Here is an 18,417-nt window from a genome sequence, read left to right as displayed (position 1 = left end):
GGACGGGGCGGGGTCGATCCGGTTGCGATCCGGGGTCGATCCGGGGTCGATCCGGGGCAGGCCGACAACCACTCGATCGAGTGTACGAGTGGTGGAACTTCGGGTAGTGCCGGAGCTGTTGAGAGGGATGAAGGGCACGATCGGAGGACCGGAAGGGAGCAGGGCGATGCGATACGGAAGTTCTCCCGGGCAGGCGGGATCCGAGGGCGTTGGCGGGCGGCGCCGCGGGGTGCTGGCGGCGCTCGCGCTGGCCGGCTGCGGCGCTCTGCTGGCGGCGGGGTGTGCTCCGGAGGGCGCACCGGGCGCGGGGCGGGGCGGCTCCCCACCGAGCACGGCTCCGGCGGGTTCCGGGTCGCCGGGGCCTTCGGGGAGACCGTCCGTGTCGCCGGAGGCCACCGGCCCACCGGCGAAAGGGGCCGTGACGGTGACCGGCGAGGTGGCCAAGGGGCTGGAGTCGCCGTGGGGCGTGGCCCCGCTGCCGGACGGGGACCTGCTGGTGGCCTCGCGGGACAAGGGGACGATCAGCAGGGTCGCGACGGGTTCGGGCGCGGTGACCCAGATCGGCAAGGTGCCGGGGGTGGCGCCGGGCGGGGAGGGCGGGCTCATGGGCCTCGCGCTGTCGCCCACCTTCGCGTCGGACCGACTGGTGTACGTGTACTTCACGACCGAGTCCGACAACCGCATCGCCCGGCTGCGGTACGACGAACAGAGACCTGCCGGGCAGCAACTGGGCGCTCCGGACACGGTGTTCCGGGGGATTCCCAAGGGACTCATCCACAATGGCGGCCGGATCGCCTTCGGCCCGGACAAGATGCTCTACGCCGGGACGGGCGAGACCGGTGACACCGGGCTCGCGCAGGACAAGAAGTCGCTGGGCGGCAAGATCCTTCGGATGACCCCGGACGGGGATCCGGTGCACGGCAATCCGGAGGCGGATTCCGTCGTCTACTCCTACGGGCACCGCAATGTGCAGGGCCTCGCCTGGGACAAGGACAAACGGCTGTGGGCGGCCGAGTTCGGCCAGAACACCTGGGACGAGCTGAATCTGATCGAGCCCGGCGCCAACTACGGGTGGCCCGAGGCCGAGGGGAAGGCGGGAAAGCCCGGCTTCCGGGATCCGGTGGCCGTGTGGAAGACCGACGAGGCCTCGCCGAGCGGGATCGCATGGGCGGAGGGTTCGGTGTGGATGGCCGGGCTGAAGGGCAAGCGGCTGTGGCGGATCCCGCTGGCCGGGACGGATCTGGTGGCGGAGCCCGAGCCTTTCCTGGAGGGCGAGTACGGGCGGCTGCGGACGGTGGTGCCCCTCGGCGGGGACCGGATGCTGCTGGTCACCAGCGAGACGGACGGACGCGGGTCCCCGGAAGCGGGCGACGACAGGATCCTGACCCTGACGGTGCGATGACCGGCAAGTCCCCGGCGGGGGACGAAAGGTGCGGTGGGCACGGTGTTCAACATGATCGAGGAGCTGTTCAACCCGGGACGCAAGCACACGGACGAGGAGAAGAAGCGGCTGGAGCTGTCCCGGACCGACGTCAATGACAACGACCCGGGACGGGGTCCGATAGACCTCGACTCCGGCAAGGTGCTCATACGCCTGGACGAGCAGCCTCGGGACGGGGACTGACCGGGACGGGCGCGGCGAAGAGGCGCAGCCGGTGGGCGAGGGCGGCCGCCTCGCCGCGGCCGGCGACGCCCAGCTTCGCCAGGATGTTCGAGACGTGCACGCTCGCCGTCTTCGGCGAGATGAAGAGCTCCTCCGCGATCTTCCGGTTGGTGCTGCCGGCCGCCACCAGGCGCAGTACGTCCCGCTCCCGGCTGGTCAGCCCGAGCGCCTCGACCGGGTCGGTCTCCGGGACCGGCGGGGCGGCGTCGCTGTCGGCGCCGGTCAGCGGGAGGCGGGCGCGCTGGGCCAGCAGGGCCAGATCCTCGCGCAGCGTGCGTGAGCCGATCCGCTCGGCGGTGGCGTAGGCCTCGCGGAGCAGGACGGCCGCGGGCTCCCGGTCACCGGCGGCCAGCAGGGCCTCCGCGAGCCGGTGGCAGGCCCTGGCCAGAAGGTACGGGCGCTCCAGCGGGCGGACGGCCTTCTCGACGGCGGTCCAGTCGGCGAGGGTGTCCCGGGCCTCGGCCCGGCGCAGCTCGGCCCGGACGTACTCGGCGTAGGCGGTCCAGACCGGGACCGGGGTGGCGAGGGAGCGGGCGGCCGTGCGCAGCACGTCCAGGGCCGCGGTCCGGCCGGCCTCGGCGGCCGGGAGCCCCCGGGCGTCCGCCTCCGCGGTGGCGGCGGCGAGCAGCAGCGGCCAGGCATAGCGGTGCTGCCCGAGCGGGAATCCGTAGGCGGCGGCAGCGGACGTCTCGGCGCGGACGTCGGCGAGCCGGCCCTCCGCCGCGGCCACGCCGATCGCGAGGCGGTAGAGCGGGATCCGGTGCTGGGGCTGGGGCTGGGTCTCGTGGTTGCCGAAGTGGGTGTGGGCGGCGGCCAGCTGGTGGGCGGCCTCGGTCAACTCGCCGCGTGCCAGGGCCAGGTAGGCCAGTCGTGCGGAGGCGGAGCCGCGCGGGGCCGCGCTCTGGCCGACCAGCAGGGTGCGCCGGGCCGCGTCGGCGGCCTCGTCCCAACGGCCGAGGCTGCAGAGGCTCTCGGCCTTGTTCCCGCAGACCCAGGCCTCGCTGTCCATGAGCCGGGATCTGCGGACCAGTTCGGCCCCTTGTTCGGCCAGTTCCACGGCTTCGCGGGACCGGCCCAGGCTTTCCAACTGAGAGGTGAGATTGATATGAGCACGCCCTGCCAGCATGGTGAGCCCGAGTTTCGTGGCCCGTTCCCGGACCGCGTGCATCTCGGCGAGGCCGCCCGGAGCGTCGCCGGAGTCGGTGAGCAGAGCTCCGACGGTGATCCGGGCGTTGAGCTCGGTCTCCTCGGCGCCGACCATCCGCGCGTACTCGACGGCGCGTTCGGCGGCGGCGAGGTTGCCGGGGCCCGGCTTGTGGAGCATGCCCCAGCTCGCGGCCCGGACCAGGACCTCGGCGTGCACCTGGGACGGGGGCAGCCCCCGGACGAGGTCCTGCGCCCTGGCTATCTCCTCCCAGCCGTCGCCGCGCCCGAGGCCGGCGATCAGCCGGGAGCGCTCGGTCCAGAACCAGGCGGCCCGCAGCGGGTCGCTGTCGTCCTCCAGCAGGCGCAGCGCCGTCTTCGTGATCTTCAGGGCGCGGTCGCGCTCGCCGCCGTAGCGCGCCGCCACGGTGGCCTCGGCCAGCAGGTCGAGCCGCTGGAGCGCGGTGGTGGCCGGGTCGCAGCCGCACGGAGAGTACACGTCGGTGTAGTCCGCCGGACGGAGTGCCTCGCGAACCTCCTCCGGGGCGCTGTCCCACAGGTCCATGGCGCGGTCCAGCAGGCGCAGTTGCTCCGAGTAGGCGTGCCGGCGGCGGGCCGCCACGGAGGCGGCCAGTACGGCGGGCAGCGCCTTGGCGGGATCGTTCGCGTGGTACCAGTAGCTGGCCAGCCGGATGACCCGCTCCTCGGCTCGGACCAGCGACCCGTCGGCCTCCATGGCCTCGGCGTAGCGGCGGTTGACGCGGGCCCGCTCCCCGGGCAGCAGGTCGTCGCTGACGGCCTCGCGGACCAGGGAGTGCCGGAAGCGGTAGCCGTCGCCGTCGGGGGTGGCGAGCAGGATGTTGGCCCCGACAGCGGCTCTCAGCGCCTCGATCAGCTCGTCCTCGGTGAGCCCGGCGACGGCGTGCAGCAGCGGGTACTCCACGGTGGAGCCGCCCTCGGCGACGATGCGCACCAATCGCTGGGTCTCGTCGGGGAGCACCTCGACACGGACGAGGAGCAGGTCGCGCAGGGATTCGGTGAGCCCGGTGCGGCAGCCGCTCTCCTTGGAGGCGACGAGTTCCTCGACGAAGAAGGCGTTGCCGTCCGACCGGTCGAAGACGGAGTCCACGAAGTCCTCGCCGGGCTGCGCGGCGAGGATGCCGGCGAGCTGGCGGCGTACCTCGGCCCGGTTGAAGCGGGACAGCTCGATGCGCTGGACGGTGCGGAGCCGGTCGAGTTCGGCGAGGAGCGGGCGCAGCGGGTGGCGCCGGTGCACGTCGTCCGCGCGGTAGGTGGCGACGATGACGAGCCGGCCGCTGACAAGGGTGCGGAAGAGGTAGGAGAGCAGGTGCCGGGTGGAGGTGTCCGCCCAGTGCAGGTCCTCCAGGACGAGGACGACGGTGCGGTCGGCGGCGAGACGCTCCAGCATCCGGGCCGTCAGTTCGAAGAGCCGGGCGGTGCTCTCCTCGTCGTGCGGGCCGCGCGGGGTGTCGCCGAGTTCGGGGAGGATGCGGGCGAGTTCGTCCTCCTGGCCGGCGGCAGCGGCGGCCAGTTCTCCGGGCAGCAGCCGGTGCAGGGTGCGCAGGGCCGTCGAGAACGGGGCGAAGGGAAGGCCCTCCGCCCCGATCTCCACACAGCCTCCGACGGCGACGACGGCGCCGCGGCGGTCCGCCTCGCAGAGGAACTCCTCGGTGAGGCGGGTCTTGCCGACTCCGGCCTCTCCCCCGATGAGCATCGCCTGCGGTTCCTGCCCGGCGGCCCGGGTCAGTGCGTCGGTGAGTACGGCCAGTTCATCGGCTCGGCCGACGAACACCGGGCTGACAGATCTGGTCTCCACGCCGCCGAGCATCGCACAGACGTCCTGCCCGGCGGCACTCGCGGCCGGTGCGCTTCTCATCACGTGTCAGTTCACGCGGTGCGCGGCGCGGAGCGCGCCGAGCGGGCCGAGCGGGAGAACCGGCTCCGGAACGTTCTCACCCGCCTTCGGTGTTCCTGGTCCGGCGAGGAGGCGCGGTGCGCCTGCCCCGCCGCCCGGGCCGTGCGGTACTCGGCCGCCTCACGGAGGAGGTCGGCGCTGCGGACGGCGGTGGCGATCTCGTACTCGTACATCTCTGCTCCCTGGTCGCGTTGCTCGGGCACCTCGTTCGGTGTGATCCAAGATTCGCGCCCCAGGGGGTACCGGCACATCGGTCGCATGCCGCATCTGCCGGGGGCAGGGGGCCTTAGTCCGGGGCCGGGGAGCCCCGGGCCGGTCCGTGAGGACCTAAGGCACTGCCTAGACGCCGGCTCCGGCGGCCTTGGGAACGGCGAGGAGGAGGTCGAAGTACATGAGGACGAAGAGCAGTACGCCGAGGGCGCCCAGTCCGATGCCCGCCCAGGAGACGGACCGTACCCAGGTGGGGAGGGTGCGCTCGGGGCTGCTGAAGGCGGGGAGGGCCAGCACGAAGATGGCGATGATCAGGGCGAGGGCGGAGAAGATGCCGTTCACCATCGCGGTGGTGTGCCACGGGTCGACGAACTGGGCGGCGATCTGCGCGTTGGCGTCGGCGGCCTGGGTCAGCTCCAGCCGGGCGGCGACGCTGGCTCGCTCGGACACGATCCCCGCGACCCAGCTGCCGCTGAGGGCGACGGCGCCGAGACCCGCGGCGACGATCGCGAAGGCCGCGGATCCGACGTGGCTGGGCTCCCTGTCCTCGGACAGGTCCTCGGCGAACGCCTCGTCGTCCAGGTCCGCGTCGGTGACCTCGTCGGTGGCCGTGGAGTCGGCTTCGGCCGCGGCCGGCTGGGGGGTCTCGGCCTTTTCGAGGTCGGCCGGGGTGGTGTCCGCCTCGGCGGCGTTCGGGGCGGGGGTCTTCGTGGTGTCCATGCGGGGCACCGTAGGCGCCCTGTCTGAGAGTTTTCTGAGAATCCTCGGGTTCCGGCCACGATGGGCTCCGCGGTCGGCGGAGGCCGTGGCCGGGCGCCCCCGGGCAGGGCCCGGACGGGGCTCAGGCGGACCGGGTCGCGGCCCACTCGTGGGAGAGGATCGACCAGACCTCGGTGTCCTGGCGGACCCCGCGGTGGAGGTAGTTCTCCCGCATGACGCCCTCGCGGGTCATCCCGAGGCGCGCGGCCACGGCGAGGCTCTTCGTGTTGCCGGAGGCCGCGTGCCACTCGACGCGGTGCATGCCGCGCTCGCCGAAGGCGTAGTCGATCAGGACCTGGCAGGCCTTGGTGACCAGGCCGCGGCCGGCCGCGTCGGGCTCCAGCCAGCAGCCGATCTCGCAGTTGCCGTATTGCGCCTCGAACACCGGGAAGAGGACCCCGCCCACCAGGGTGCCGCCGAGCCGGATGCCGAAGAACCGGGCGCCGTCCTCCCCCGCCGTCGCCGCGTACTTGGCGAGCAGGGCCCGGGCGGAGTCGAGGTCGGTGGCCCGGTTGGGGAAGCCGACGTACTGGCCGATGAATTCGCGACCGCGCTCGATGTGCGCGAAGAACTCCGGGGCGTGCCGGGCCTCCAGCGGGAACATCTGGGCATCTTCGGCGAGGTCTATCGAGAACATGCTCGGTCTTCCTTGGGTCTCAGGCGGCGGGTGGCCGGATCACCGGGAGGCGGTGGCGGGCTCGGCGCCGTCCTCGCTCGTGGCAAGGTCCGCGGCGGACCGCTGCTTCGGAAGTCTCGCATGAGGGTGGCGTTCGGGGGGCTCGATGCTGATGCGGGGCAGGCGCCGGTCGAGCCAGGCGGGCAGCCACCAGTTGGCCCCGCCGAGCATGTGCATCAAAGCCGGGACGAGAAGGGTGCGCAGCACGAAGGCGTCGAGGGCCACGGCCGCGGCGAGCGCGATGCCGAACATCGCGATGATCCGGTCGCCGCTGAGTACGAAGGCCAGGAAGACGGAGATCATGATGACGGCCGCCGAGTTGATGACCCGGCTGGTCTCGGCGAGGCCCACGCGCACGGCCCGCCGGTTGTCGCCGGTCTCCAGCCACTCCTCGTACATCCGGCTGACGAGGAAGACCTGATAGTCCATCGACAGTCCGAAGAGGACGGACACCATGATCACGGGCAGGAAGGGTTCGATGGGGCCGGCGCTGCCCAGGCCCAGCAGCTCGCTGCCCCAGCCCCATTGGAAGATCGCCACCACGACGCCGAAGGAAGAGGCGACGGCGGCGACGTTCATGGCCGCCGCCTTGAGCGGGATGCCGATGGACCGGAAGGCCAGCAGCAGGAGCACGCAGCCGAGGGCGATGACCACGCCGACGAAGAGCGGCAGCTTCCCGATGATGACCTCGGCGAAGTCGTCGTAGGCGGCCGTCACACCGCCGACGTGGACCTCCATGGAGTTGCCGTGCCCGGCGGCCGGTATGACGTCCTGGCGGAGTCTGTCGACGAGGTCGCTCGTGGCCCGGGACTGCGGGGCGGAGTCCGGTACGACGGTCAGGACGGCGGTGTCGCCGCTGCGGTTGAGGACGGCGGGGCCGGTGGAGGCGACGCCCTCGGTCGTGCGCAGTGCCTGCGCCAGCTGGTCCACGGCGAGCCGGTCGCCTGCGCCGTCCAGCCGGGCGACGACGGTGAGCGGACCGTTGGTACCGGGGCCGAAGCCCTCCGCCAGCAGGTCGTAGGCCTGCCGGGTGGTGGAGGTGGCGGGGTTGTTGCCCTGGTCGGAGGTGCCCAGATGGAGGGAGAGGGTGGGCAGGGCCAGCACCAGCATGACCACGGTGGCGACGAGGCCCAGCAGCTTGGGGTGCCGCTCGACGAAGACCGACCAGCGGGCGGCGAAGCCGGAGGTCTGCTCGGGGCGCGGCCCCTCGGCGGTGAGCTTGCGGCGCTCGCGGCGCGAGAGGGCGCGCATGCCTATGTACGAGAGGAGGGCGGGCAGCAGGGTGACCGAGGCGGCGACCGTCAGGACCACTGTCACGGAGGCCGCTATCGCGACGCCGTTCAGGAAGTTCAGCCGCAGCACCAGCATGCCGAGCAGTGCGATGCAGACGGTGGCGCCGGCGAAGACGACGGCCCGGCCGGTGGTGGCGACGGCGTTCGCGGCCGCCTCCTCGACCGTGCTGCCCCGCGCCAGGCCCTTGCGGTGCCGGGTGACTATGAACAGCGCGTAGTCGATGCCCACGCCGAGGCCGATGAGGGTGCCGAGCATCGGGGCGAAGTCGGCGACCGGCATCGCGTGCCCGAGCAGGGTGATGCCGAAATAGGCGGTGCCCACGCTGACCAGGGCGGTCGCGATGGGCAGCAGGCTCGCGGCGAGCGAGCCGAAGGCGAGGAAGAGGACCAGGGCCGCGACGGCGACACCGATGACCTCGGCGAGGTGCGCGGTGGGGGCCTCGGTGAGCTGGATGGCGCGGCCGCCCAGTTCGACCTGGAGTCCGCCGGCCTCGGTGGTGGGGTTCTTCGCCGCGTCGACGACCGCTCTGGCCTGGGCCTTGGGTACGGAGTCGGCGTGCTGGTCGAAGGTCACCACCGCGTAGGCGGTGCGCCCGTCGGGGCTGATCCGTGCGGCGCTCTCGGGGTCGGGACCGTAGGGTCCGGCGACCGATCCGACGCCGGGGAGCCCGGCGACGACCTCCAGTGCCCGGGTCATGCGCTGCTCGATGTCCGTGGTGCGCACGCTCTGCCGGTCCGTGGCCCGCCACACGATGGTGTCGGTGTCGCCGCCCTGGCCGTGGAAGGCCTCGCGCAGGAGGGCGTTCGCCTTGCCGGACTCGGTGCCGGGGACCTCGTAGTTGTTGGAGAACGCCGACCCGGCGGTTACTGCGGCCGCCGCGGTCCCGCCGAGCGCGAGCAGCCAGATCAGGACGGTGAGGAGGCGGTGGCGCATGCACCAGCGTGCGATTACAGCCAACGGACGTGCTCCCTGGTGGTTCGGATCTTTACCGGGAGGCAGCCCGTCGCAAAGAACGCATGAACGCGTGAAGGCCCGGCCGAGGGGCCCGGGGGATCACCCCGGGAAGGCTCGGCCCAGATGGTCTACACCCTCCACGATCTCAGCGTTTCGTGATCGTTGGCCCCTTTCGTGTGCATCATCACAGCGCGGGGCGGCGCCATGCGCCTAGGACCAGGTCTCCGGCTGGGTTTCGGGTTCGTCCACCCGGTAGCCGGGGATCGAGGGCCACCGGACGGTGAGGACGACGGCGTCCTCCTCCGCGTACCAGGAGTGGTCGACGCCGCGCCCCCAGAGCACGTAGTCCCCCTGCTCGGCGAGGACGACGGTGCGCCCCGGGAACTCCAGCCGGAAGCGTCCGCTGATCAGCACCAGCAGTGCGGTGCGCTTCTCGGCGGTCGCCCACCGCTCCCGTTCGTCGCCCTTCGGGTGGACACCCCACTTGATCTCCACGTCCTCGCTGTGGCGGGGATCGGAGGGGTCCTTGAAGTGGCCGAGGAGCCAGCCGCGGTCGGCGGCGGCGTCGGGGGTGGCCTTACCGGTGTAGATGGCGGAGTCGTGGTTCACGGGGGTGAGGCTAATGCAGTTGTGGCGCCCGCCCGACACTGGTGAGCTGGGACGATGACGATCGATCTTGATGAACTGATGAAGGTGCGCGCCCGCTTCGACGCCGAGGTGCGCGAGGGTGCGCAGGCAGACGCCCCGCAGGCGAGCGTGGAGCGGGCGGGCGCCGTCGTGCGGCAGGTCGCGCCCGCGCTCGGGTGGAACGGCGTGCTCTGGTCGGACCTCGACGAGGGGACGGCGGACGCGGAGATCGCGGCGCAGGTGGCGTTCTTCGCGGGACGCGGCTGTCCGGAGTTCGAGTGGAAGCTGTACGACTACGACCGGCCCGCCGGCCTCGGGGACCGGCTGCGGGCGGCGGGTTTCGTGCCGGAGCCGCCCGAGACCCTGATGGTGGGCCTGGTGTCCGAGCTCGCGAAGCTGCCGGTGGAGCCGCCGGAGGGGATCACCCTGCGGGTGGTGACGGACGAGGCCGGCGTCGACCTGATGATGCAGGTCCGCGCGGGTGCCTTCGGGACGGAGCGGCCGCGGCTCCGGGAGCAGCTGCTCGGCAAGCTGCGTGAGGAGCCGGAGACGATCGCCGCGGTGCTCGCGATGGCGGGCGACACCCCGGTGAGCGCGGCCCGCATGGAGATGCGGCCGGGCCTGGCCTTCGCGGGTCTGTGGGGCGGCGGCACGATCCCCGAGTGGCGCGGCCGGGGCATCTACCGTCTGCTGGTCGCCCACCGCGCCCGCCTGGCGGCGGAGCTCGGTATCGCCTACCTGCAGGTGGACGCGTCGGACGACAGCCGCCCGATCCTGGAGCGGCTGGGCTTCGGGGTCCTGGGCGTGACGGTGCCGTACATGTGGACCGACGGCGCCTCGTAGAGCGGGGCGGGAGCGGGGCGGGAGCGGCTCTATGCCGGCCCGCGAGCAGCGGGCAAGATCACTGCCATGGAACGTATCAGCCCGCCCCTGACCGGGGACGAACGCGAGACCCTCCGGACCTTCCTCGACTACCACCGGGCCACCCTCGCCTGGAAGTGCGAGGACCTCACCGACGAGCAGCTGCGGCGCGCGTCGATGCCCCCGTCCACGCTGTCCCTGCTGGGGCTGGTCCGGCACATGGCCGAGGTCGAAAGGCACTGGTTCCGCCGCGTCCTCGACGGCGAGGACCTCCCGCACCTGTGGTCGGACACCCACGACTTCCAGGCCGCCTACGACGCCTCCGGCTCCAGCCGCGCCGAGGCGTTCACCGCCTGGCAGGAGGAGGTCGCGCACGCCCGCCGGATCGAGGCCGCGGCCGAGTCCCTGGACGTGACGGCGTACGTGTCGAGCTGGGAGGAGGAGGCCTCGCTGCGTCTGGTGATGCTGCACCTCATCCACGAGTACGCCCGCCACAACGGCCACGCCGACTTCCTCCGCGAGGGGATCGACGGCACCACCGGCGCCTGACCGGGGGAAAGGCTCCTGCGGGTGCGTGCGGCAGGAGGCTGCTCTAGCGTCGGACGCAGGAGGGGAATCCCTGTCGAGCCGGTCCGGGCCGGGGACCCGGGCCCTGGTGGCCGGAGCCCGGCCGCCGCGGACGCTCGGCGCTGTTCCTGCGCGGATCCGGCACTTCCGGGTACCGGGGCGCGCGACGATCCCGGAGAGCAGGTGCGTCCCATGCGCACGTCGACCCGTATCGCAGGTGTCCTCAGCGGCCTGACCCTCGTACTCGGTGGCACGGCCCTCGCGGCCCCCGCCGCCCACGCCGACGTCTCGGCCTGCATCAACCAGGTCGAGCGGGAGCTGCAGGGCGGCGAGGCCCCGGAATCCGTCCGCGCGGCATGTTCCGCCGGATACTCCGGCGAGCAGGAGCAGTGCGTGAGCGGGCTGACCAAGGGCGGTGTGACCAACGGGACCGCGGTGAGCGCCTGCAAGGTGTCCGCCCAGTAGCCGTCCGGCCAGCCAAGCCGGCCGGCCCGGGCCGCAGGCCGTCTCAGGCTCCCGGCCGCCAGTAGCCCAGCGCGTTCACCCGGTGCTTGGGCAGGGCCAGTTCCTTGCGCAGGTACGCCGTCAGGGCGCGCGTCGTCACCGTGTCGCAGGCCAGCCAGACGTACGCCGCCTCCGGGTCCCCGGCCAGCGCGGGAAGCTCGGCGCGTACCCGGTCGGCAAGGTCCGTACCGTTCCGCCGCACCCGGCGGATGTCGTGCCGGCCCGGTTCCACCCGCATCGGCAGCCGCTCGTCCGAGTCGTGCTGCGTCTCGAACCAGATGGTCGCCGGGGTCTCGGGGTACGTGTCCAGCAGCGAGTTGATCGCCGGGAGGGAAGCGGAGTCCCCGATGACGAGCAGCCGCTCCGGGGCCGGTGCGGGGGCCGTGAATCCGGTGCCCTGGACGGTGGCCTCGACCGTGTCGCCCGGCTTGGCGTCGCGCGCCCAGGCACTGGCGACCCCGTCGTGCAGGGCGAACTCGAAGCTGAACGTGCCCGCTTGCGGATCCGGGTCCACCAGCGTGTAGGCCCGCTGGTGCGGCTTGCCCGCGCCCTGGAACCAGACGCGTACCCACATCGTCGGGTGCAGCGATTCACCGGCGGCCGCGAGCAGCCCGCCGTCCGTGAAGTTCACGCGGCGGTAGTGCTCCGTGAGGTCTTCCGCTCCGGTCACCGTGAACGTGAAGTCCTTGCCCCGCATGAGCTTGAGGACCACGCCCTCCCAGCCCTTGCCGACAGCCATGTCCAACCCCTCCCCTGACACCCTTATAGTTAGGTCAGCCTAACCTAAACGCACGTCGGGGAAGAGTGTGAGCAGCGTGAGCAGTGCCAGCAGCGAGAGCGGCGAGAGCGGCGACGCCCGGTCGTACGGAGCGAACCGGGGCGAGCTCCCCGTGGACACCCCTGTGGAGACCCCGGAATCCTATGGTGTCTTCCGCGACCGGTGGGGCATCCCCCACCTGCGGGCGTCCGGCGAACTCGGCCTCGTCCACGCCCAGGGCCGCGTCACCGCCTTCGACCGCGCCTGGCAGCTGGAGGTCGAACGGCACCGGGCCGAGGGTTCCAGCGCCTCCTTCCTCGGCACGGATGCCGTGACCTGGGACCGCTTCGCCCGCCAGTCCCGGCTGGCCGACACGGCCCGCCGCTGCCACGAGGCCATGGAGGCCGACGACCCCGGCACCGCCGCCTGGGTGCGCGCGTACGTGGACGGCGTCAACGAAGGGCTCGCCGCCGGCGCCGCCCGGGACGAGCGCTTCGCGCGCACGGGTCTGACCCCCACCCCCTGGGAACCGTGGGTACCGCTGGCCATCTGGATCGCCACCCACATCCTGTTCGCCGGTTTCGCCACCAAGCTGTGGCGCGAGCGCGTGGCCCGCGCCCTCGGCGACGAGGCGGTCACCCTCTTCGCGACCGACGGCCCCGGCACGGCCGGCAGCAACGGCTGGCTGGTGCCGGGCGACCGCACCGCCACCGGCTCGGCGATCATCGCGGGCGACCCGCACCGCTTCATCGAGGACCCGGGCGTCTACCAGCAGATACGTCTCTCCTGCCCCGACTACGACGTGCTGGGCCTGGCCGTCCCCGGCGTCCCCGGCCTCGGCCACTTCGGGCACACCGGCAGCGCCGCCTGGGCGATCACCAACGCGATGTCCGACTACCAGGACCTGTACGTCGAGCAGTTGCGCCGCGGTGACGACGGCGCCATCTGGGCCCTCGGCGCGGACGGCGCCTGGGAGCCCGTCTCCCGTCACACCGAGACGATCACCGTCTCCGGCGGCGACGACGTCGAGGTGGAGATCCTGGAGACCCCCCGCGGCCCCGTGATCATCCACGCGGACGGCGACATCGGCGCCGGCCCCGACCCCGACGCCGGGGCGCACGCCGACGGCAGCGCCCAGACCCTCTCCCTGCGCTACCCCCCGCGGGTCCGTCTGGACCTCGGCTTCGCCGCCCTCCCCGCGCTGCTGCGCGCCCGCACCGTCGCCGACATCGACCGCGCCTTCGACGGCTGGGCCGAGCCGGTCAACGTCGTCCACGCCGCCGACTCCGCGGGCGGCCTGCTGCACCGCGTCGCGGGCGCCGTGCCGCTGCGCCACCGCACCAACCGGCTGCGTCCCGTGCCCGCCTGGGACCCGCAGCACGCCTGGCAGGGCTGGGCCCCGACCCCCGCGGAGCCGGTGCAGGGCTTCGCCGTGATGGCGAACGCGCGCGGGATCGCCTCCCCGCTCGGCGTGGAGTTCGCGCCCCCGCACCGCGCCAACCGCATCCGCGAGCTGCTGAGCGGCTCCGCGGACTGGTCCCCGAAGGCGATGGCCGACGTACACCGGGACACGCACCTGGCCTCGGCCGCGCCCCTGCTCGCGCTGCTGCCCGGCTTCGACGACCTGACGTCGGCGGCGCAGGCCCTGCGTACCCGGCTGCTGGCCTGGGACCGGCACATGGCGGCCGACAGCACCGACGCCACCGTCTTCTCGGCCTTCCGCAGCGCGACCGTACGCCGCTTCGCCGCCGACCCCGTCTTCGAGGGCCTGTGGGGGGCACCCACCGGGCCGGCGGTCTTCCACCCGTGGCTGTACCTGGTCCCGAAGGTCGGCTACGCCCTCGAAGGCCTGCTCACCACCTCCCTCCTCCCCGGCCTCGACCGGGCGGCGCACGTCCGGGCCGCCCTGGAGGAGACGGCTGCGGCCGACACCCCCGACACCCCCTGGTCCGAGGTCCACCGCCTGACCCCCTGGCAGGCCGTGCCCGATCTGGAGGCCGCGGACTGGCCCGGTCTCGGCGGCGACCACGACTGCGTGAACGCCACCTCCACCGTCCCCGGTTTCACCGACCTCACCGCCCGTGCGTCGGCGGCCCGTTACGTCTGGGACCTCGCCCGCCGCGAGGACAGCCTGTGGGCGGTCCCGCTGGGCGCGGACGGCGTCACCGGCTCACCCCACCACCGCGACCAGCTGCCCCTGTGGGCACAGTGCGAACTCGTCCCCGTCGTCACCGACTGGGCCCAGCTCACCAAGGAATCGACATGACCTCCGCCATCTCCGTCGGACAGCCCGTGTTCACCCAGGTCGTCGAGGGCTTCGGCACCGTCACCATCACCCCCGTCGACCCGGCGGCCGACTCCGCGCTGATCCACAGCTGGGTCACGCAGGAGCGGGCCCGCTTCTGGGGCATGGGCGAGGCCAGCCGCGAACTGGTCCAGGAGATCTACGAGGACGTCGACCGCCGCACCACCCACCACGCCTTCATGGTGAGCCGCGACGGCGAGCGGGTCGCGCTGTTCCAGACGTACGAGTGCGCCGAGGACCGGGTCAGCGAGTGCTACGAGGTCCGGCCCGGTGACGTCGGCATGCACCTGCTGGTCGGCCCGGCCACGGGCGCGGCCGAACACGGCTTCACCAGCTCCCTGATGACCGTCTTCATCGCGTTCGTGTTCTCCGACGACGCCGCACGGCGCATGGTCGTCGAACCGGACTCCCGCAACACCAAGGCCATCTCCTTCATGGAGCGCACCGGCTTCGTCCTCGGGCCGGAGGTCGTGCTCCCGGAGATCGACCTGCCCGAGGTCTACCTCCCGGCCAAGCCCTCCCGGCTGGCCTTCCTCACCGCTCCGGGGGCCGCGCCGGCGGCAGGCTGACCGCAGCCGCCCCTTCGACCGGGCGCCCGGCGAACGGCAGCCGCCCCTCGGGCGGTTCCGGGAGCCGGGCGCCCTGCGGCATGTCCGGGCACCGGTGCCCGCCGCCGGTCGCCGACGGCCCGCCCCGCCCACGGCCCGCCCCGCCCACGGCCGGCCGGCCGGTGGAAGGGTGAACCCGAGGGGGATTCCCGATTCCCATTGACCCCGTGCGCCTCCCCGCTGGAAGCTGATGACCTCTCAAAGCACCTTGAGGTGGGGGACATTGACCAGTCAGAACCTGCACATCGGTCCGGACGCGGCGGCCGACCGGTACCGCCTGCTCCGCTCGATCGGGCGCGGCGGGGAGGCCGTGCTCTATCTCGCCGAGATCGAACTCGCCGGCGGATCCGAACCCGTGGTCGTCAAAGTGCTCGACTCCAAGACGACCATCACGCCGGACATCTTCGACCGGATCAGCCAGAAGTGGAACGAGCAGGCCGAGCTGCTGCGGTTCGTCCACCGGCCCGGTGTCGTGGGCGTGCGCGAGCACTTCGAGGGGCCGCCGATCCACCGGCCCGGGGAGTCCTCGACCCTGACCGGGCGGGCGCTCGTCCTCGTCATGAACCACGTCGACGGGCTCGACCTGCGGGACTGGCGGGCCGAGCGGACGCTGGCCACCGCCGCCGAGCGGCGCGAGGTGATGCGCACGCTGGAGCAGCTGGCCGACGTACTGGACTGGCTGCACTCGGGCAAGGCCACCCCGTCCGGGCGCCAGGTCGTCCACGGCGACCTCTCCCCCGGCAACGTGATGGTCGACGCGCACGGGCAGGCCACCCTGGTGGACTTCGGCCTCAGCAAGCTGACCGCCGACCACCAGACGGCCGAGGTCTGGTTCACCCCGGGCTACGCGGCGCCCGAGGTCTTCGACGGCAAGCGGACCCCGGGCACGGACCGGTACGCCTTCGGGGCGATCGCGTACTTCCTGCTGAGCGGGGAGTCCCCGCCCGCCACACCGGAGCAGCTGGCGCAGGCGCTGACCGCGCTGCCGCAGATCGCCGTGCTGGACGCCGAGCAGCGGGCGCGGATCACCACGATCTACTCGGCCGACCCGGGGAAGCGGCCGGTGAACCTGGCCGGCTGGATGAAGGACATCCGCCACGCGGTGGTGTCCACGACCACCGCCACCTCGCAGCGGGCCGCCCAGGAGAGCCCGCCCAGGCCGGCCGCCCCGCCACCGCCGGTGGTCCCGCCGCAGCCCGTGACCCCGCCGCCGATGGCGGCGCCGCCCGCGTACGCCCCGACGGCGCATCCGGTGCAGCCGGTGCAGCCGGTGCAGCCGGAGCCGACCACGGCCGCGGCCCCGGTCCCTGAATCCGCGCCCGCCCCCGCCCCCGCCCCCTTCCCCGGCCCGCAGCCGGAGCCGATGCCGGTGCAGGCGCAGGTGCCCGCCGGGTACGGGCCCACGTACAACCTGACCCCGGCCCCGGCCCCCGCCCCCGAGCCGCCGCGTCCCGCCGGGAAGCGGCGGACCGGGCTGATCCTCGGTTCGGTGGCCGCGGTACTGGTGCTGGCCTCCCTCGCCGTCGTCGGCGTACAGCTCCTGGGCGACAAGGACAAGGGCAAGGACGACACCGCGGGGGGCGGGAAGCCCGGCGGGACGAGCGCGCCACAGGCGCCCGCGTCGCCCTCCTCGCCGTCGGCGCGGGCGAGCGAGTCCGCCGAGCCCACGGCCTCCGAAGCCTCGCCTGGGGGATCCGCCGCTCCGGAGGGCTCGTCGAGCCCCGGGACGCCGGGTTCGGTCAAGGACAGCAACGTGGCCGATCTGACCGTGCTGTCGTCGGTCGGAGCGGTCCGGCACTTCGAAGTGGGCTCCGCCAAGCTCAACACGAAGGAGTACGGAGCCGCCCTCCTCGGCAGCTGCTACTACGGTGCGACGATCGAGTACGACGTGAACCGCGCCTGGTCCACGCTGGAGTTCACCGTGGGCGTCGACGACGGCTCGACCATGGAACAGGCCCGCGTGACCATCTCCGTGGACGACAAGCCCGCCCTCTTCTCCGAGGCGGTCCACCTGGGCAAGCCGGTCACCAAGTCCCTGGACATCAAGGGGGCCCTGCGCCTGCGCCTGAAGGTGGAGGAGGGCTGCCGGAACACCGGCAACGCCGTCATCGCCGCCCCGGTCCTCAAGCGCTGACGGCGGCGGACTCCGACAGGAACCCGCTGACGAGCGCGGCCCATTCGGCCGGGCGCCCGGCGAACGGAAGGTGCCCGGCGGGCAGTTCCGCGAACCGTGCGCCCGGCAGGGCGTCCCCCGGTTCCCGCCGAGCGAGTACCCGAGGACGGCGATGCGCTCCGGTCCCCGGCGTTGTCAGAGGTGCCGGGCAGGACGGCCCTCATGGCAGACGGAACGACCTGGCTCGCCGAACCCCAGGCGATCGCCTTCGCGGGCATCGCGTGGTGCTGGCCCGCGGGCTCACTCCGGACGAACTCGTGGGCCGCCTCCCGGAGGCCGTGCACGGCATGACGCCCGGCGAGGTGGCGGTCGGGGAACACACCTCGGACTCCCTCCTGGAATGGACGGACGACACCTACGGCGACGTGTACGCGGCCATGGGCCTGCGCCTCGGCCGCGCCGGGGAGTGGACGTACGCGGTCGCGTACGGCGGCTGGCAGGGCGAGTTCGGCTCGCTGACCCCCCTCTCGCGGGACGGTGCGCACGTCTGCGTCCTGGAGTTCGAGGAGGAGAACGGCAAGCCGGTCCCGCCGCAGTTCGAGTACCCGCACGACGGCCGGCTGCTGAGCGCCCGCAATCTGCACCTGGACGGCTCGTGGGGCTACGAGGGGGTCGAAGGCGACCCGGCGACGGCCGGGCGCCTGCAGGAGCTGCTGACCGCCACCGGGCTCCCGGACCACGAGCTGGACAACCGGGAGGTGCACCGGACCGCACTGGGCGTCGTCGAGCGGTTCTTCGGGCTCTCGCTGCCGAAGGAACCGATCGTGCACGGCATCCTGCCGGCCGTCGTACTGGAGTCGGGATTCCCGAATCCGGCCCGGGACTGATCCGGCCTCAGCCCACGCCCAGGTCGGCGCGCATGGCCGCCCGCATCTCCCGGAGCGGGTCCCAGATCCCCTGCTGTGCCTCCGCCGCCGACTCCATCGACTCCCCCGCCTCCGGTGTGCCCCGCTCCAGGCGCTTCACCTGCCCGTAGACGGCGGTCAGGGCGTGATGGACCACCGTCGCGCGCGCGAGGACCGGGTCGGGGGCGATCATCTGCGCCTCGGAGTAGCGGTCGCGGAAGGCGTCCTTCGCGGCGTCGAGCGCGCCCCGGTCGGCGTCCTCGACCCCGCGTTCCCACAGGGTGTGCAGATGCCGGTTGAGGGCGGTGGTGAACTGCCGGGCGTCCCGGTTGAGGTCCGCGTAACACGTGCGCCGCAGCGTCCGGTTCTCGCGTTTCTCCTCGTGGGCGCGCACGAGCTCGATCTCACGGCGCTTCGCGCGCTCCGCACCCCGTTGGGTGAGCAGCGCGCCGCCCAGCGTGCCCGCGACGCCCGCCACCGCGATGACCATCGCACCGATCTCCACGACACCCCCCGACTCCACCGACCGCGCGCCC

Annotated in this window: 17 protein-coding genes; 9 read left to right on the top strand and 8 right to left on the bottom strand. The window is 73.0% G+C overall.

What is annotated here, in order from left to right; genetic code table 11:
* Positions 1–166: 166 nt before the first annotated feature.
* Both ACFY0D_RS09410 and ACFY0D_RS09405 read left to right on the top strand, forming a co-directional pair.
* Positions 167–1,402, top strand: coding sequence for a PQQ-dependent sugar dehydrogenase (locus ACFY0D_RS09410; protein ID WP_390797726.1), 1,236 nt, complete (start codon positions 167–169; stop codon positions 1,400–1,402).
* Positions 1,403–1,435: 33 nt separating this feature from the next.
* Positions 1,436–1,624 (top strand): DUF6191 domain-containing protein, encoded by a 189-nt coding sequence (locus tag ACFY0D_RS09405; protein WP_390797725.1) that lies wholly within the window; start codon positions 1,436–1,438, stop codon positions 1,622–1,624.
* On the opposite strand, the gene ACFY0D_RS09400 is transcribed toward ACFY0D_RS09405, so the two are convergent.
* The 6 genes from ACFY0D_RS09400 to ACFY0D_RS09375 all read right to left on the bottom strand — a co-directional run bounded on the left by ACFY0D_RS09400 (position 1,587) and on the right by ACFY0D_RS09375 (position 9,243).
* Positions 1,587–4,655: an AAA family ATPase gene (locus tag ACFY0D_RS09400; protein WP_390797772.1), complete on the bottom strand. Its 3,069-nt coding sequence runs from the start codon at positions 4,653–4,655 to the stop codon at positions 1,587–1,589. The two genes, ACFY0D_RS09405 and ACFY0D_RS09400, sit on opposite strands and share 38 nt — an antisense overlap.
* Before the next feature lie 59 nt (positions 4,656–4,714).
* Positions 4,715–4,945: a hypothetical protein gene (locus ACFY0D_RS09395; RefSeq protein WP_390797724.1), complete on the bottom strand. Its 231-nt coding sequence runs from the start codon at positions 4,943–4,945 to the stop codon at positions 4,715–4,717.
* 136 nt (positions 4,946–5,081) lie between these two features.
* On the bottom strand, positions 5,082–5,672 hold the full coding sequence (locus ACFY0D_RS09390) for a hypothetical protein (RefSeq protein ID WP_390797723.1): 591 nt from the start codon (positions 5,670–5,672) through the stop codon (positions 5,082–5,084).
* A 121-nt stretch (positions 5,673–5,793) separates the two neighbouring features.
* Positions 5,794–6,348, bottom strand: a complete 555-nt coding sequence (locus ACFY0D_RS09385) for a GNAT family N-acetyltransferase (RefSeq protein ID WP_390797722.1) — start codon at positions 6,346–6,348, stop codon at positions 5,794–5,796.
* A 39-nt stretch (positions 6,349–6,387) separates the two neighbouring features.
* The gene (locus ACFY0D_RS09380; protein ID WP_390797721.1) at positions 6,388–8,637 is read right to left on the bottom strand and encodes an MMPL family transporter; all 2,250 of its coding nucleotides are present in this window, start codon (positions 8,635–8,637) and stop codon (positions 6,388–6,390) included.
* 207 nt (positions 8,638–8,844) lie between these two features.
* A complete protein-coding gene (locus tag ACFY0D_RS09375) occupies positions 8,845–9,243 on the bottom strand; it encodes a signal peptidase I (protein WP_390797720.1) in 399 nt (132 codons plus the stop codon).
* Between the two features lie 54 nt (positions 9,244–9,297).
* Here ACFY0D_RS09375 and ACFY0D_RS09370 point away from each other — a divergent pair, with 54 nt between their 5' ends.
* The 3 genes from ACFY0D_RS09370 (at position 9,298) to ACFY0D_RS09360 (ending at position 11,154) form a co-directional block, all read left to right on the top strand.
* On the top strand, positions 9,298–10,104 hold the full coding sequence (locus ACFY0D_RS09370) for a GNAT family N-acetyltransferase (RefSeq protein ID WP_390797719.1): 807 nt from the start codon (positions 9,298–9,300) through the stop codon (positions 10,102–10,104).
* A 66-nt stretch (positions 10,105–10,170) separates the two neighbouring features.
* On the top strand, positions 10,171–10,671 hold the full coding sequence (locus tag ACFY0D_RS09365) for a DinB family protein (RefSeq protein ID WP_390797718.1): 501 nt from the start codon (positions 10,171–10,173) through the stop codon (positions 10,669–10,671).
* A gap of 210 nt (positions 10,672–10,881) precedes the next feature.
* Entirely contained in the window at positions 10,882–11,154 is a 273-nt protein-coding gene (locus ACFY0D_RS09360) for a hypothetical protein (RefSeq protein ID WP_390797717.1), read from the top strand.
* A gap of 43 nt (positions 11,155–11,197) precedes the next feature.
* Here ACFY0D_RS09360 and ACFY0D_RS09355 read toward each other — a convergent pair whose 3' ends face one another.
* A complete protein-coding gene (locus tag ACFY0D_RS09355) occupies positions 11,198–11,932 on the bottom strand; it encodes a siderophore-interacting protein (RefSeq protein WP_390797716.1) in 735 nt (244 codons plus the stop codon).
* Between the two features lie 163 nt (positions 11,933–12,095).
* Here ACFY0D_RS09355 and ACFY0D_RS09350 point away from each other — a divergent pair, with 163 nt between their 5' ends.
* From ACFY0D_RS09350 to ACFY0D_RS09335, 4 genes are all read left to right on the top strand, one after another.
* The gene (locus ACFY0D_RS09350) at positions 12,096–14,216 is read left to right on the top strand and encodes a penicillin acylase family protein (RefSeq protein WP_390797771.1); all 2,121 of its coding nucleotides are present in this window, start codon (positions 12,096–12,098) and stop codon (positions 14,214–14,216) included.
* A complete protein-coding gene (locus ACFY0D_RS09345) occupies positions 14,213–14,824 on the top strand; it encodes a GNAT family N-acetyltransferase (RefSeq protein WP_390797715.1) in 612 nt (203 codons plus the stop codon). The genes ACFY0D_RS09350 and ACFY0D_RS09345 overlap by 4 nt, the downstream gene beginning before the upstream one ends.
* Positions 14,825–15,086: 262 nt before the next feature.
* Positions 15,087–16,997 carry a protein kinase gene (locus tag ACFY0D_RS09340; protein WP_390797714.1) on the top strand — a complete coding sequence of 637 codons (1,911 nt, stop codon included), beginning with the start codon at positions 15,087–15,089 and terminating at the stop codon, positions 16,995–16,997.
* The gene (locus tag ACFY0D_RS09335; RefSeq protein WP_390797770.1) at positions 16,946–17,863 is read left to right on the top strand and encodes a DUF6461 domain-containing protein; all 918 of its coding nucleotides are present in this window, start codon (positions 16,946–16,948) and stop codon (positions 17,861–17,863) included. Before ACFY0D_RS09340 ends, ACFY0D_RS09335 begins: the two co-directional genes overlap by 52 nt.
* Positions 17,864–17,870: 7 nt before the next feature.
* On the opposite strand, the gene ACFY0D_RS09330 is transcribed toward ACFY0D_RS09335, so the two are convergent.
* Entirely contained in the window at positions 17,871–18,386 is a 516-nt protein-coding gene (locus ACFY0D_RS09330; RefSeq protein ID WP_390797713.1) for a hypothetical protein, read from the bottom strand.
* Positions 18,387–18,417 lie beyond the last annotated feature (31 nt).

Source organism: Streptomyces sp. NPDC001502 (assembly GCF_042894785.1).
In the GTDB taxonomy this organism is placed as follows: domain Bacteria; phylum Actinomycetota; class Actinomycetes; order Streptomycetales; family Streptomycetaceae; genus Streptomyces; species Streptomyces kutzneri.
This window is presented reverse-complemented; position numbering and strand designations above follow the sequence as displayed.